This window comes from Bacteroidota bacterium (assembly GCA_016718825.1).
In the GTDB taxonomy this organism is placed as follows: Bacteria; Bacteroidota; Bacteroidia; order J057; family JADKCL01; genus JADKCL01.
This window is the reverse complement of sequence record JADKCL010000034.1, coordinates 24,589-38,503: the sequence shown is the minus strand read 5'-3', so window position 1 is coordinate 38,503 and position 13,915 is coordinate 24,589. Positions and strand designations below refer to the sequence as shown.

Genomic DNA, 13,915 nt, shown 5'->3' with positions numbered 1-13,915 from the left:
GCTTGAAAGTTTATCAATTGCCAGTATGGAGGTTGAAACTTAGTCCTGGGCTTCTCCGGCGACTCGCAACACTGATGAAATGTGAAGGAATGCGTAGTGGATGCTAAATTGGATTTTTTCCGTTATTTCGTAGTTTTGGGGAGAAGAATCAATTGGAAATGAGAAGGTTGTTGTTGTCGGTTTTGTTGCTTTTGCTTTTTGGCAATGTGGCATTGCCCGCCCAGAATTTGGTTCCCAACCCGAGTTTTGAAAATTTGTTGATGTTGCCTTGTGACATCATGATCACGGGCGAAATGGCCTTGATTGAGCAGGATTGGTATTCTCCCACAGATGCAACGCCTGATGTTTATTCAACGATCATTCCTCAAAGTTGCTTTCTGTTCCAACCCAATTCCACCTATCCCGGCCCGATCGGGTTGAAGGGTACACAGTTGCCAAGAACAGGAACCACGATGGCGGGGTATGGCTTTTTTACGATTCAAGGGCAAAATCAACGGGAATACGTCCAAGTGCGGCTGAGTTCGCCGCTGATTCCTTGCCGTAGGTATGAAGTCGCATTTTATGTTTCGTTGGGCGATTTCCAGGAGTATGCGGTCGATCGGCTCGGTGCCAACCTGTCTGTGACGCCAACATCGATGCCGCTGTACGGCGTTTTGCCCTTGCAGCCCCAAATCCAAGCAACGGGTTTCGTCACGGACGTGCAAGGGTGGACGCGCATTTCCGGTATCATCGAGGCGGATCAAGCCTTTGAATACCTGACCATCGGCAACTTCTTTCCTGACGATTCCGTCAATCGGGTTGCAAATCCAACGGCGTCAGGGCAACCCGGCACCTACGGTGCCTATTACTTTCTGGACGATGTTTCGGTCTCTCCAGTTTGTTTGACGGCGGATTTGGGTGGTGAGCAAACCATTTGCCTGGGAGATTCTGCGATTTTGCAACCACAGGGCCTGGTTTGCTACGACAGTCTACGCTGGTCGACAGGCCAAAATTCTGCCTCGATTGCCGTAAAGGAGGGTGGGAATTATTCCGTGACAATTTATCAGGATACTTGTGCGGCAACGGCCACCGTTGCTGTCACTGTCAATCCATGCCCGCCTGATTTGGAGATGGCCAATGTGTTTTCGCCCAACGGAGACGGCATCAACGATGTTTTCAAACCCGCGACGTTTCAGTCGATCCGTGAGGCGGAAATCACCATTTTTGACCGTTGGGGAAAACGAATCTTCCAAACCAAAAATTTGGATCTGGGTTGGGACGGCAAGCTTAATGGAGCCGATTGCCCGGAAGGTGTGTATTATGTGACGGTTCGTTACCAAGGAAACAACCTTGATTTGCGACAGGATACCCAATCTTTGATGTTGCTGCGTTAGTCCTCTTCGAATTCGTCTTTTTCGAGGCGTTGGGCGCTGAAAAAGTTGTCAACCACCGCTACCGGACCTTCCCATCGTCCGCGTTGGATGATTCTGTTCACGCGTTCCAGTTCCTCCAAATCCGGGCGGTGCACGTCGACCGGTACTTTGAGCAACCGCGGATCATCTTTGGAAAACGGGGGTTGAATGCGGCTTTCAAACCAAAGTGATTGCAGCGAAATCGGGCAGCTCACCAAAATTCGTGCGGCTTCATCGGCAACGTCCCATTCAGTGAGTTTTTCATTGATGTCTTCAAAAAAGCTGACCGTATTGGCCAACCGAATCCGCGAACCGGCCTTGGATTTACCCCTTGTCTGCAAATAGCCGACCTGCGCCTTGCCATTTCCGCGCACCATGTACTTTTTGATCACCTTGTGATGCCGCATTTCGCCATCTTCAAAGTAGGCCAAGGCGCTGTGGCCGGCTTGCATGATGATGAGAAAGTAGGGGAGAGGAACGGATGGAAGGTTGTCAAGATACTGCAAAAGGCCAACGGACTTGTCAGCATTCGGCCAAGGCAAGGGCATTCGAAAGGACCATGTTTGCCCGCCCAGATTCCCGTTCAATTTCTGTTTTTCGCGGTCCCAAACCCAAGTCAATTCCGGCAATTGGAGCAGGTATTGGATGAAGGTGATCGTTCGGTCGAATGCAATGTCGCGGCGCGTTTCCATGGCCCAAAACTAGGCAAAATCAAGGGATTTGTATGGTTTCGTCCCTGAACGCATCCATTTCACGCTTGAATGGCAAGGATTGAAGGCGGGGGCGCCGTATTTTTGCGAACCAAGAAACAAAAGCAATGAACGACTTTCAAGGGTATGAAAAGATGCCCGACAGCATCCGCAAACTGGGGCTCGACCTCGCCGACACCAAACTCCTCGACACCGTCGATTGGGTCGTAACCGAAAAAATCCACGGGGCCAATTTCAGTTTCGTCTTCTCGGGCGATGAATTGAAATATGCCAAACGCAAGGAATTGCTACGCTGGACCGATGACTTTTTTGGTTTTCAAATTGTTGCCGAGCGGCTCGATCAGGCGATCATGCAGCTGTTTGAGCGCATTCGCCGCGATCACGACTTTCATTCGGCCACGGTCTACGGCGAATTGTTTGGTGGGCATTATCCGCATTCCGCGGTGGCGCCTGACGTGCGCGTGCAAGCGATTCAAACAGGGATTTATTATTCGCCGACGGTTGAATTTGCTGCTTTTGACATTGCGATCTCCCCCGCAAATGGTGAGCAAGACCGCTATTACCTCGATTACAACGAAGCCGTTTCCTTTTTTGAGGCTTGCGGGATTCCGTACGCCCGGCCACTGATGGTCGGCAAGTTGAATCAGGCGCTGTTTTTTGATACGCGTTTCAATTCCAAAGTGCCCGCCATGCTGGGATTGCCTGAATTCGTGCCCAATTTGGTCGAAGGGATCGTCGTGAAGCCCAACCGTAACATTGTCGTCCAGTCCTCAAAGGGCACGATGCGCCCCATTTTCAAGATCAAAAACAAGGAATTTGCGGAGGAGCAATTTCACGAATCCCAAGCCTGGAGTTACCGCCATGAGGGAGCTTCCGCCTCGGAAAGGCTGCTTTTTTTGGTTCCCGAATTGCGGCGTTACCTGACTGCGAATCGTTTGCAAAGCACGATCTCCAAGATCGGAGGCCTGAAAAATGCAGACTCACAGCGGGTCAAGGAAGTGAAGGAGGCCTTCATCGCCGACGCCTTCGAATCCTTTTGGGAAGACAATCCCGAGCTCGCCAATGAATTTTCGCAAGCAGACCTTGATTGGCTTAATGCGCGTGTTGTCGCGGAGGTGGATTTGAATTGGCAGCAACTCGGGGAATGATCCATTGAAAGCTGTTTTCCGGCAAATCAAAGGGGACAACAAGAACGGAATCGCCCTTGTTGCCCCCATATAATTTCGGTCAAATCAATGCTGCAGGACGATTTTCTCGCTGACTACGCCTTCTTTTGACTTCAAGCGAAGGAGGTAGGTACCTGAAGGCAAGCTGCTGAAGTCGAATTGACCAGCAAATTGACGCGCATTTCCTTCGAAAGCGCCAGTGGTGACCAGATTACCAAGGGCATTGCGCAGTTCCCATTCCAATTTTCCGGCGCGCTGCAAGCCAATTTCATACTTGATTTGGCCGTTGGAGGGATTGGGGAAGAATTTGCTGCTGCTGAACCCAGTATTTGCTTGGGCGACGCCAACGTAGTTGAGGCTGCCGATCGTGCCGCATTCATCGCCGACGCGGTGATAGCGCACTTCGTAATTGCCCGAGGTCGCTGCAAAATATGTGGAATCATTGGCACCGGAAATGGCTACTCCGTTCAAATACCACTGATAGTTGCTTCCCGGGCCGGGTGCCAACAAGCTGTCGCCACTCGCAGTCAAGGTGACTTGGGACGAATCCACCAATTGAATGGTTTGGCTCCAAGATTCTGCACAAACACCCGAATGGTATGCTGTGACGACAAAAGTGCCCACCGTATTGTCCGCAGGATTGATCGCGCCATTTGCTGGATTGTTGATCAGGATTCCGGAACCGGAAAAGGTAACGCTGTTCGGGGCCACGATGATTGGCAAAAATGTTGGGTCGGCAAGGCAATGAATCGAATCCGCATATTCAAACAAGGCCGTCGTGAATGGTGCAACAATCTCCAGCGTATCAAAATGTTGCGTCGGGCAGCCGCCCAAAAGATAGTGCCCGATGTAATAAATGCCCGGCGCGGATTGCGCGAGTTGAATTTGAGCGGTGTTGGGATCGATCACCAACGTCGTACCGCCCGTGTAGGAATAGTAACCTGCCGATGGCAGGGAGATGGTATCTGGAACAATCGAGCCATTGACCATACAATATTGATCCGCCCCAAAGGAAAAGAAGGGGTCGGGATAGCCGTGGATCATGAGGGTGTCGTGTTTTGTATCAGGGCATTGTCCAGATACTGTGTAGGAAATGAAATACAATCCCATTGTGGTATTGATGAGGTCAATCGCTCCTGTCATAGAATCGATGACAAGGGAAGCCGACGACCCGTAAAATGTGCCGCCAGACCCACCTGTTACAATTGGAAGAAGTGGGTTGGGAGTTCCGATGCAGGCCGTGTCAGGCAGGAAATCGAAGCTTGCATCTTCTGCGAAAGGCAAGTGTCAAATTCCGGCTGCTGGAATCATTTCAGACCTGGCGCTGAACCACCCAAGTTCCAGGGATGCTTGCTGCCATGTTGATCTCCCCGTAACATTGTTGGCAAAAACGATATTCCCTGACGGCTTCGAATAAACGCCTTGTCCAGGACTCGAACAGAATTTGGCAAGACGTTTGGACCATTCTGGCAATGAGGCCCAACTGGATAGTTAAAGTCCGAGGCGATCCCTGAACCGAGGCCGCATGGGAGAATGATGAAAGTGAGATGAGCATGCAAAACGCAAAGCCCATTTGAAATGGAACTTTGTGTATAAAGTTGTTTTCAGTAAAAGAAAAAAAGTCTGGCAATCGAAAATAGGTTTCTTAGAGCCGGAATGAATTATAAGGCCAAGCTACAAAAATTATCTTCTATTCCCAGCCCGAAGCAATGACAATTTTTTGCCGTGCTTCCCAATCGTACGTGATGCCACAAAAAGCATGATCCCGAACGCTCCCCATGATGGAGAAGGTTCGGGATCAACCATCCATGATATGCGGTTAAAACAACGACATCTGATCGTTGTCCTTGTCCTTGCCTTTGGGCTTCTTCTTGGACTTGTCCTCCTCCGAGTCATCGTCCTCCTCGCGGGCATCCACGATTTCGAAGGGGATATCGTTGGGATCTTTGCCTTCAAAGTCGTCCCCATCGCCGTCATCGTCGCCGTCTGCCGGTTCGGCGGTGACCGCTTTGACTTTTTCCGGCGCGCGGAAACTCAGCATGTCGATCTTTTTGATCTTCTCATCCGTGAGTTTATTGCCCGTTGCCTTCCAACCCTTCACGTCGATGAATTCCTCGAGGTTCAAGACCAAGTCGTCCACGGACTTTTTGGTAAACTTGATCTCGACGATCGGCGCTTCTTTCATCGTCGCAAACAACAACTTGGAGCCTTCGCCATCGTTGATAAAGGTGAATTTTTGATCAATGCTGCTCGTTTCCACATGGAAACGCTTGACAAATGTGCGGCCTGTTTCGCCATCTTGATGCACGGCCGTGATCACCGTTTCGAAGTCAAGTTTGCACATTTCGAGGATTTTGCCCCGTCCTTCCCAGCGATTGGTCACCTCAAACGTCCGCAATTCGTAGCAACCCTCGGCATACAGCACCAGAATCTTATCCGAGCCCTTGAAGTTGCCGACATATTCGCCTTGGCCATCGGTATTGAGGCGCTTGACGACGTCGTCATAGTGAATGTCAATGCCGCCAAGTGTGGAAACACCCTTGCTTTTGAATTCGACTTTGTTCACCGGGAATTTCGTCAGCAAGTTGCCGCCCGCGCTTCTGCCTTTGATGCCGACCTCGGCAAAGTCAAAGTCAAAGACTGGCTTGCGCAACTTGTTGTCGGTTTTCATCTTAACGGTCACGGTCTCGCCTTCGCCATTGGGCATCACTGAAAAGTAATGCACCTTGCCCGGCTGCTCGCTTTTCGTGAGAAAATACTCCTTGTCGCGGGTGATGCCTTGCACATGGAAGCGCTTGGCATACGTGCGGGTATCCTTTTTGTCGGTGTAAATCAGGTGGTAGGTCGTGCGCTCATCACCTTTTTTCCAAATGCCGGCATGGATGATCCCCTTCCCGACAAAAACCTTGTCCGCCACCTTGAGCACCTTCATCGCACCCGTTTTCAGGAAGACAATCATGTCGTCCATGTCGGAACAGTCGCTAACGTACGTCGCGCTTTTGAGCGATGTCCCGATGCCGATAAAGCCCTCTTCGTAGTCGACGTAGAGTTTTTTGTTGGCGATCACGACCTGTGTGGCATCGATTTGATCGAATGTGCGGATCTCCGTCCGGCGTTCGCGGCCTTTGCCGTATTTGTCGAGCAAGTGCTCAAAATAGGCAATCGCAAAGTCGTTCAGGTGTTCGAGGTCGTACTTGACTTGCGCCAAGTCTTCCTCCAGCTTTTTGATCGCTTCGTCGGCCTTGAAGCTGTCAAATTTGGAAATTCGCTTGATTTTGATTTCCGTCAGGCGCAGAATGTCTTCTTCGACCACCTCGCGGAAAAGTAGGTGTTTGAACGGATCAAGGCCGGAATCGATGGCTTTGATCACGCCTTCCCAGGTTTCCTCTTCCTCGATGTCGCGGTAGATGCGGTTTTCAATGAAGATCTTTTCCAGCGAAGACATGTGCCAACGGTCTTCCAATTCGCCTTTTTTGATCTCCAATTCCCTTCGGAGCAGTTCCTTGGTACGCTCAGTGCTCAGCTTCAAAACCTCGCGAACATCCGTGAAGACAGGCTTTTCCGCAATGATGATGCAGCAGTTGGGCGAAATCGGCACCTCGCAGGAGGTGAACGCGTAGAGTGCATCAATGGCCATGTTCGTGCTCACGCCCACAGGCAGGTGTACCACGATTTCGACATTGGCTGCGGTGTTGTCCTCGACCTTGCGAATCTTGAGTTTGCCTTTTTCATTGGCTTTCAAGATGCTGTCGATCACCGAAGCCGTGGTTTGACCGTAGGGAATGTCGGTGATGACCAAGGTCTTCTTGTCGAGTTCGTCGATTTTGGCGCGAACCCTGACTTTACCCCCGCGTTTGCCGGCATTGTAATTCTCGACATCGATCATGCCGCCCGTCGGGAAATCGGGATAAAGCTTGAACGACCGACCTTTGAGGTAGGCGATGCTTGCCTCGATCAATTCGCGGAAGTTGTGCGGCAGAATTTTGGTGCTCAGACCGACTGCAATGCCCTCCACGCCTTGTGCCAAGACAAGCGGAAACTTCATCGGCAGCGTGATCGGCTCGTTTTTGCGGCCATCATAGCTCAACTGCCAATAGGTGGTTTTGGGGTTGAATGCGACCTCTAGCGCAAACTTGGTGAGGCGCGCTTCGATGTAACGTGGTGCAGCTGCGCCGTCGCCCGTGTGGATATTTCCCCAGTTTCCCTGGGTCTCGATCAGAAGGTCTTTTTGGCCGAGGTTCACGATCGCATCCCCGATTGCGGCGTCGCCGTGCGGGTGATACTGCATCGTGTACCCAATCACATTGGCCACCTTGTTGAAGCGTCCGTCGTCCAATTCGTACATCGAATGCAAGATTCGGCGTTGCACAGGCTTGAGTCCGTCTTCAATGTACGGAACCGCGCGATCCAGAATCACATAACTGGCGTACTCCAAAAACCAGTTTTGGTAGAGTCCGGAAACAGGCAACACCTCTTGCATGGTGCCATCCTGCATCTCGTTTTCGTCGTTTTCAGTTTCGTTCATGTCCAAAGGCAGAAAATAAGGGTCAAAATTAACCCAGCCTACCTTTGCGACCAAGGCAAACTATCAACATCTGCACTGTGAATGAGCAAAAAATGAGCAAAAAACAGATGGTTTTGGGAAATTGCGACTAGCGACTGATCGGCAGGCAAACAACAGGCATGCGGCCTCGCGTCAAAACATCTTCGACGAAACTCCCCAAGGTAAATTGTCCGGCAGAGGCAAAATCAGGCTGCTCCAGCAGGACCACGCCATTTTCACCGGATTCCATTTTGATTTGCGTGAGGATTCCCGTGTAAAGATCCTCGCATTCTACGATTTCTAGTTCTACGTCAGAGACCCCCATGGGCAGGAGGTCATCGGCAAGCAGGTTAGCAGCAGCATGGACCTCATCTTCAGTTTCTCCAGGTAATACTCCGGTAATCAACAGCGCTGAGGCATTCATTTGACTCTGAAGGGAACGCAAAAATCCGACAGCTTTTTTGAGGCCGATGCTGCGGTTCCACGGAATGACCAGTTCGGTAATAGATGCGGAATCGGGAGCTGATTCAACCACGACCACAGGGACTTCGGCGTGTTTGAGCATGTGTAAGGTGTTGGAACCAATGAAGATGTCTTCCAATACCTTGCCTTTGCGAAGGCCGAGAAAAACGGCATTGGCCTCGTGATCGTGCAGCAATTGCGTCATTTGACGCAACATGTCCCCGCGCCGAATTTCAATTTCGACTTGAACTCCGTTGTCGCTTAAAGGTTGAACGAGATTGTGTAGTGCATTTTGAAGGTCCTCCTCCAACGTGTCGGAATCAATGGCAAGTTCGTCGGGGTATTGATGTTGCTTCTCAATGATATGAACTGCAAGCACGCGCCCATTGAATTGGGTGGCAAATCGGGCTGCCACCCCCAAGGCATTGAGCGAGGGGTTCCAGAAGTCTATTCCGGCGACGAATAAGTTTTGAGGTGCCTGCATCTTGCAACTTGGGCTTTTGGCCAAAAACAACGGTTTGTAAATATCGAAAAACTCTTCGGGTTTTTTCTAGCAACATCGAGCGCGATTGCCATTTACCTTGTTGACGTCATGAAATGAGGAACCTCACTCCGGCGAATGGAACCTCGCTGCAATCATGGCTGACATTTCGCGGTACAATTCCTCGAGACGGGGATCGCGTTCCGCAAGCAGTTGAAGATGTTTTTGCATCGTGACCTCATCCCCACGCCGCGCCGGTCCCGTCTGTGCGCTTGCGGGCCCGTAACGCAAGGCCTTTTCCATGCATTCGCGGATCAGTGGTTCATAAACAGCAAGTCCGGGTTGGCCGATTCCCTTGAGTGTGTCTTCGGCTACGAGCCACATGAAATTGGCAAAGTTGCTGGCAAATACTGCCCCCAAATGCACTTGAAGCCGCTGCGCCGAATCCAGAATGCTGACGCGACGCGTCAAATGATGGGCCAAAGGGAGTAAACATGACAGCGCCTTTTCATCGCCTTCCAAAAACACCGGAATTTCATGGAAATCTGCCTTGTGACCCTTGGTAAATGTCTGCAAGGGATAAAAAACACCTGTATTCGGTCCGAAAGGGGCCAAAACATCGAGCGGAATCGATCCCGCGGTATGCGCCACAACGGTATGGTCTGCTTTGTAGGAACAGTAAGCCTCGGCAATTTCTCCGATTCCGTGGTCGCTGCTCGCCACGATGACCAAATCCAAGTCTTGACGCAGTTGCGAAGGCGCAAAGGCTGCCTCGATGGCGGGAAAATCCCGCGAAATCTTAAACGCTGAATCAATGTGGCGGGAAAAAACCTGCACGATTTCATACGGTGAATCCTTGAGCACCGCCGCAAGGTTCCATGCGAGATTGCCCGCACCGATCAGGGCAAGTTTCATATTAGGCATCGCCTTGTTTTTCAGCGGATTCGGCATCCATCGGGTCGGCTTCGGAGGCGGTTTCTTCGTCACCTTCCTCCGGTTTTGTGGTCCTGCCAGCGCGGTTTTCCTTGATCCGACGCCACATCGCCATTCCAAATCCGAAGGTCAGCACAAAGGTTCCGAGCCAAAGCAGGTTGATCCATGGCTTCTGAATCGCTTGAATCACCACGATGTCATCCGGCGGATTGACTTGCTCCTGAACCTGGATATTGACCGTTCCTGCCTCGGTATTGACCCCGACAAATGCCACGGAGGTATGCAATTCGTCGATGTAGTGGTCCTTGATGGTCACGCGATTTTCCTTGTCGATGCGGTAAATCGGCGTGGCATTCACCACCGTGCCAATATCCGTCACCAACCGGATGTGCGCCTTCGCGATCAATTCGTATTCCGTGCCTTCAATCGGGTCGGATGTGATGCGGTCAAATACCAGCTTGGTCCTGCCTGTCTGCGCAGTGTCGCCGACAGTAAGGTTGAAGTTGTAGAACTGGAATTTCGGTTCCTCGTCTTCTTTGACGACCGTCGAAACGTGCACATAAACGTCGCGGTCGAGGTAGATTTTGCGCGAAGGGTGTGCCAACAATCCCATGCTCGGATTCACTTCTGCCTCGGGGTAAACCGTAAAGGCATCATTTTCCCAGAGAAAATCCTGCTTGGTGACCAAATCCCGCTGACGCGGCACGAATTTTAGGCCGTACAACGTGCGCTCGTTGATATGCGAAGGCTTGAGGAATTCAAGTTTGTCATTCAAGAAGGAAGTGACAACGTCGAGGTTGATCGTCCCGTCTGCCGCGGTAAACACATCCTTGGGAAGAACAAAGGCAAAAACATCGCCGGTGACATCCTCAAAGCGAACCTTAAACGAAGTGGATTCCTCTTGAATGACCCGCAGTTTGGAAATGGGGCCTTTGGCCTCTTTTTTGCCGACGTACGTGACTTGAAAGTCTTTGATATTTCTGGCCAATCCCTTCTGCAAGAGCACGTTGTCGTTGCGGGAGTCGGCAGAAAGGGCTGCGAGTTCGTTGGGATTGCTATTCTGGGTCAACACCTGTTCATAGCCGCTGGAAAAGAAGATGCCCATCAACATGAGGCCAAACCCGACGTGGGCAATCGAGCCACCCGTGACCAAACGCGAGCGTTTGTTGCGCATGAGCAAGCCAATGAGGATGTCCAGATTGGCGAGCACCATGAACACCGAGGCAAACAGCAGGATTTCGTCCGCGAAGACAAAAATGGCCCATCCGATGTAGCGCATACCGGCGGCCAGGCTGCTGGTTTCGGCATCTGCTTGCGCTTTCCATTCGGTGAGTTGGTCGTCAAGGGAGAAGGTCCAATCGGTGAACAGCGCGATGCCAAACAAAATGACGATCGCCACGCCGATGGCCAAGGTATAAGGTCGCAGCAACGAATTCCATTTGCTTGCTTTCCGAATCTTGCGCCAGAACATAAACTGCCCGATGCCGGAGAGGATCGCCACGCCAATCGCAAAAAACACGGTCCAGCGATAGTAAAAGAAGCCTGTATGCGCCGGGGGAGCCCATTTTGTGCCGAGAATCTTGTTCAGCACCGGAACCGAAGTAAAGTTGGTGATGACGACACCCGCGAAGAGCAAGGCCAAAACACCCAAAAACAGCATGAATTCGGCTGATTTGAAGGGGATCACCTTCACAGAACGCGGTATTTCCTTGTTGCGTGCTGTAAACAAGGCGCTGATGTCAAAGACAAATGCCAGCAACAAGACCAGCAATTGACCGCTGAGGCCGAGGTCGGTGAAGGTGTGAACCGATGTTTCGCCGAGGATACCGCTGCGCGTCAGGAAGGTACTGTAAAGCACCATCAGGAACACAGAGACAATCAGCACCATGGAAAAGCCAAGGAATGCCTTGCTTTTGCGGTAGGCAATCACGCCATGCAATGCAGCAATGCCAAAAATCCAAGGCACGAAGCTGGAGTTTTCCACGGGGTCCCAGTTCCAATATCCGCCGAAGTTCAGCGTTTCGTAAGCCCAGTAACCGCCCATGATGATGCCTACGCCCAAAATGGCGACGGAAAAGATCATCCAAACCGATGCCGGGCGGATCCATTCGGTGTATTTTCCTTTCATAACGCCGGCGATCACAAACGCAAACGGCACTGCTGTGGAGGCAAACCCCAAGAAAAGCGTGGGAGGGTGAATCACCATCCAATAGTTCTGCAGCAGCGAATTCAGGCCTTTGCCGTTGGCAGGCATGAAATTCGCATCATTTTGGAAGATAGGTGCATCTGGAAAGGCATCCTTGAGGGAAAGAAAGGGCGACGATCCGATTTTCCAGGTTCCAAATTCGGCCATCATCGCAACGAGTCCGAGGGTCGTCAAAACAAACAAGGACAAGATTTCCTTGCGGTCGCCCGACTGCTTGTCGGTCCGGGCAAAGTGCCGGATGACAAATCCGACGACGGTTCCAATGGCGAGAATTGCAAACAGGAAGGCTGCCTTGTGACCAATTGCGCCTTCGCTCAAAACCTGCTTGAGGCCATCCTTGGCAAAGCCCGCCTTGTCCGTCCAAACGATGAGGAGGGAAATCAGCGCAAGCACCACGCCGCCGAGCGGCAAAATGCCCTTGCTGCCAAGGCTGTCCTCTTTGCGATAAAATCGCAGCGCGAGGTACCCGGCAGGCACCAACAAGGCCAAGGAAAAGAAGACTTTAGCCAGCCATTCGGGGACATAGACGCCCAAAATCATCGAAGCGAGGATCAAATTCACTGCGGCGATGATGGAAACGACGATTTCGCTCCATTTTTTTGCGGTAAAAAGCACAATGGTCCCCAAAATCGCGTGCCAGAAGGTCCAAAGCAGGAAGCTGCCTTCTTGCCCTTCCCAAAAGCAGGAAATCATGTATTCCACCGGCAACTCGTTGGAGCTATGGCTCCACACGTAGTGAAAGCGGTAGTCGTGGGTGTAAATGAGGTAAAAAAGTGTAGCTATGATGCCGAGCACACTGATCAAGTGCATCATCCAAGAGGCAACACCGATGCGTCGCCAACTTTTACGGCCTAGTTCCGGGCCTTGTGCAGCCTTGTATAGCGCGATTGCGGCCTGAAGCGCTCCCGTAAATGAGAGCGCAGCAAAGACCATTCCGACTTGTCCACCGATCATGCGTATTGGGGCTGCGAAGTGAATTTGAGCATTGAGAACGACTTATCGAATGGCCGCTGTTTCAAGCTCAGTCGGCATATCGTCCCCATATTTGGAAGGGCATTTCATTAAAATCTTGTCTGCGACAAAGACGTTTCCGTCGTATTTGCCTTGAATTGCAATCTTTTCAGCTGACTTGAAGTTGGCCGGCATCGGATCGTAATAGTTGACCAAGGCGGTTTCGCCAGTTGTGTCTTGCATGTAAAAGGTAAACAGGTCGTCGGCATTGTCATACTTTGCACGGTCCTGCATCACCCATTTACCCACCACGTGCACATCCAAGCCCGATTTTTTGGCTTCGGCAAAGGATGCGTACTGTGTCACGCTCGCACTTGAGCCCCAAGTAGAAAATACTACGATGCCGATCATCGCCACAATGGCGATTCCGATGAGCAGTCCAATATTCACGCTTTTCATAAGCCTTTTGGTTGCGAACGGCCCAATAGGTCGCTCATCCTTTATCTTTTAACTCACATGACCGCGCCGCTGTTTCAGCTCGGCCAATTGTTTTTCCAGTTTTCGGAGCTTGCGCCCAGACAACAGCAAATATACGACTATTCCCAGCCAGACGACGATCATGACTGAGATCACTGTATTGCTTTTCTCGTCCGCAAACAGCCATTTCCTGATTTTGGGCACGTTGGGAACCTGACTCTTGAGCAACAAGCGCCATCCACTTGCCTCCTTGAGCGAGACGCGGAGAAAGTTGTTTCCTTGGCCGATGTCAAAGTTGTCAAAGACGTACTTCGCATCCGTCGGCTTTCCGGCTCCGATGTCGAAGGTTGCCAAGCCGGCCGCGTCCGTCGAAATGCTCTGCATTTCGGCATATTGTGCCTGACCGTCAATGGTTCCTGTCGTGAGCTCGATCATCAATTCGATCGGTTTGCCCTCCATCGGCTTGCCAAAGCTGTCGGTGACCACCAAGGCAAAGTTGGTGGCGGCAAGGTTGCCTGCCGAAACGCCAAGCAAAAGCAGCATTCCCAGTAGAATGCGCTTGAAACGGGATATTTGGGTGCGAATCATGCTGTTT

At 51.4% G+C, this 13,915-nt stretch carries 10 protein-coding genes; 2 read left to right on the top strand and 8 right to left on the bottom strand.

Going from position 1 to position 13,915, the window contains the following annotated elements:
- The first annotated feature begins 158 nt into the window (after positions 1 to 158).
- Entirely contained in the window at positions 159 to 1,373 is a 1,215-nt protein-coding gene (locus tag IPN95_24785) for a gliding motility-associated C-terminal domain-containing protein (GenBank protein MBK9452585.1), read from the top strand.
- On the opposite strand, the gene IPN95_24780 is transcribed toward IPN95_24785, so the two are convergent.
- The gene (locus IPN95_24780; protein ID MBK9452584.1) at positions 1,370 to 2,083 is read right to left on the bottom strand and encodes a hypothetical protein; all 714 of its coding nucleotides are present in this window, start codon (positions 2,081 to 2,083) and stop codon (positions 1,370 to 1,372) included. The genes IPN95_24785 and IPN95_24780 overlap by 4 nt on opposite strands.
- A gap of 125 nt (positions 2,084 to 2,208) precedes the next feature.
- Here IPN95_24780 and IPN95_24775 point away from each other — a divergent pair, with 125 nt between their 5' ends.
- Positions 2,209 to 3,249: a 2'-5' RNA ligase gene (locus IPN95_24775; GenBank protein MBK9452583.1), complete on the top strand. Its 1,041-nt coding sequence runs from the start codon at positions 2,209 to 2,211 to the stop codon at positions 3,247 to 3,249.
- 84 nt (positions 3,250 to 3,333) lie between these two features.
- On the opposite strand, the gene IPN95_24770 is transcribed toward IPN95_24775, so the two are convergent.
- From IPN95_24770 to IPN95_24740, 7 genes are all read right to left on the bottom strand, one after another.
- Positions 3,334 to 4,551 carry a T9SS type A sorting domain-containing protein gene (locus IPN95_24770; GenBank protein MBK9452582.1) on the bottom strand — a complete coding sequence of 406 codons (1,218 nt, stop codon included), beginning with the start codon at positions 4,549 to 4,551 and terminating at the stop codon, positions 3,334 to 3,336.
- A 535-nt stretch (positions 4,552 to 5,086) separates the two neighbouring features.
- On the bottom strand, positions 5,087 to 7,792 hold the full coding sequence (locus IPN95_24765; GenBank protein ID MBK9452581.1) for a DNA gyrase/topoisomerase IV subunit A: 2,706 nt from the start codon (positions 7,790 to 7,792) through the stop codon (positions 5,087 to 5,089).
- Positions 7,793 to 7,919: 127 nt separating this feature from the next.
- Complete coding sequence (locus IPN95_24760) at positions 7,920 to 8,756, bottom strand: universal stress protein (protein MBK9452580.1); 837 nt, start codon at positions 8,754 to 8,756, stop codon at positions 7,920 to 7,922.
- 123 nt (positions 8,757 to 8,879) lie between these two features.
- Positions 8,880 to 9,668 carry a DUF2520 domain-containing protein gene (locus IPN95_24755; protein ID MBK9452579.1) on the bottom strand — a complete coding sequence of 263 codons (789 nt, stop codon included), beginning with the start codon at positions 9,666 to 9,668 and terminating at the stop codon, positions 8,880 to 8,882.
- Position 9,669: 1 nt separating this feature from the next.
- Positions 9,670 to 12,846 carry a cytochrome c biogenesis protein CcsA gene (gene ccsA, locus IPN95_24750; protein MBK9452578.1) on the bottom strand — a complete coding sequence of 1,059 codons (3,177 nt, stop codon included), beginning with the start codon at positions 12,844 to 12,846 and terminating at the stop codon, positions 9,670 to 9,672.
- A 42-nt stretch (positions 12,847 to 12,888) separates the two neighbouring features.
- The gene (locus IPN95_24745; GenBank protein ID MBK9452577.1) at positions 12,889 to 13,302 is read right to left on the bottom strand and encodes a cytochrome c maturation protein CcmE; all 414 of its coding nucleotides are present in this window, start codon (positions 13,300 to 13,302) and stop codon (positions 12,889 to 12,891) included.
- 48 nt (positions 13,303 to 13,350) lie between these two features.
- A complete protein-coding gene (locus tag IPN95_24740) occupies positions 13,351 to 13,908 on the bottom strand; it encodes a CcmD family protein (protein MBK9452576.1) in 558 nt (185 codons plus the stop codon).
- Between the last annotated feature and the right edge of the window lie 7 nt (positions 13,909 to 13,915).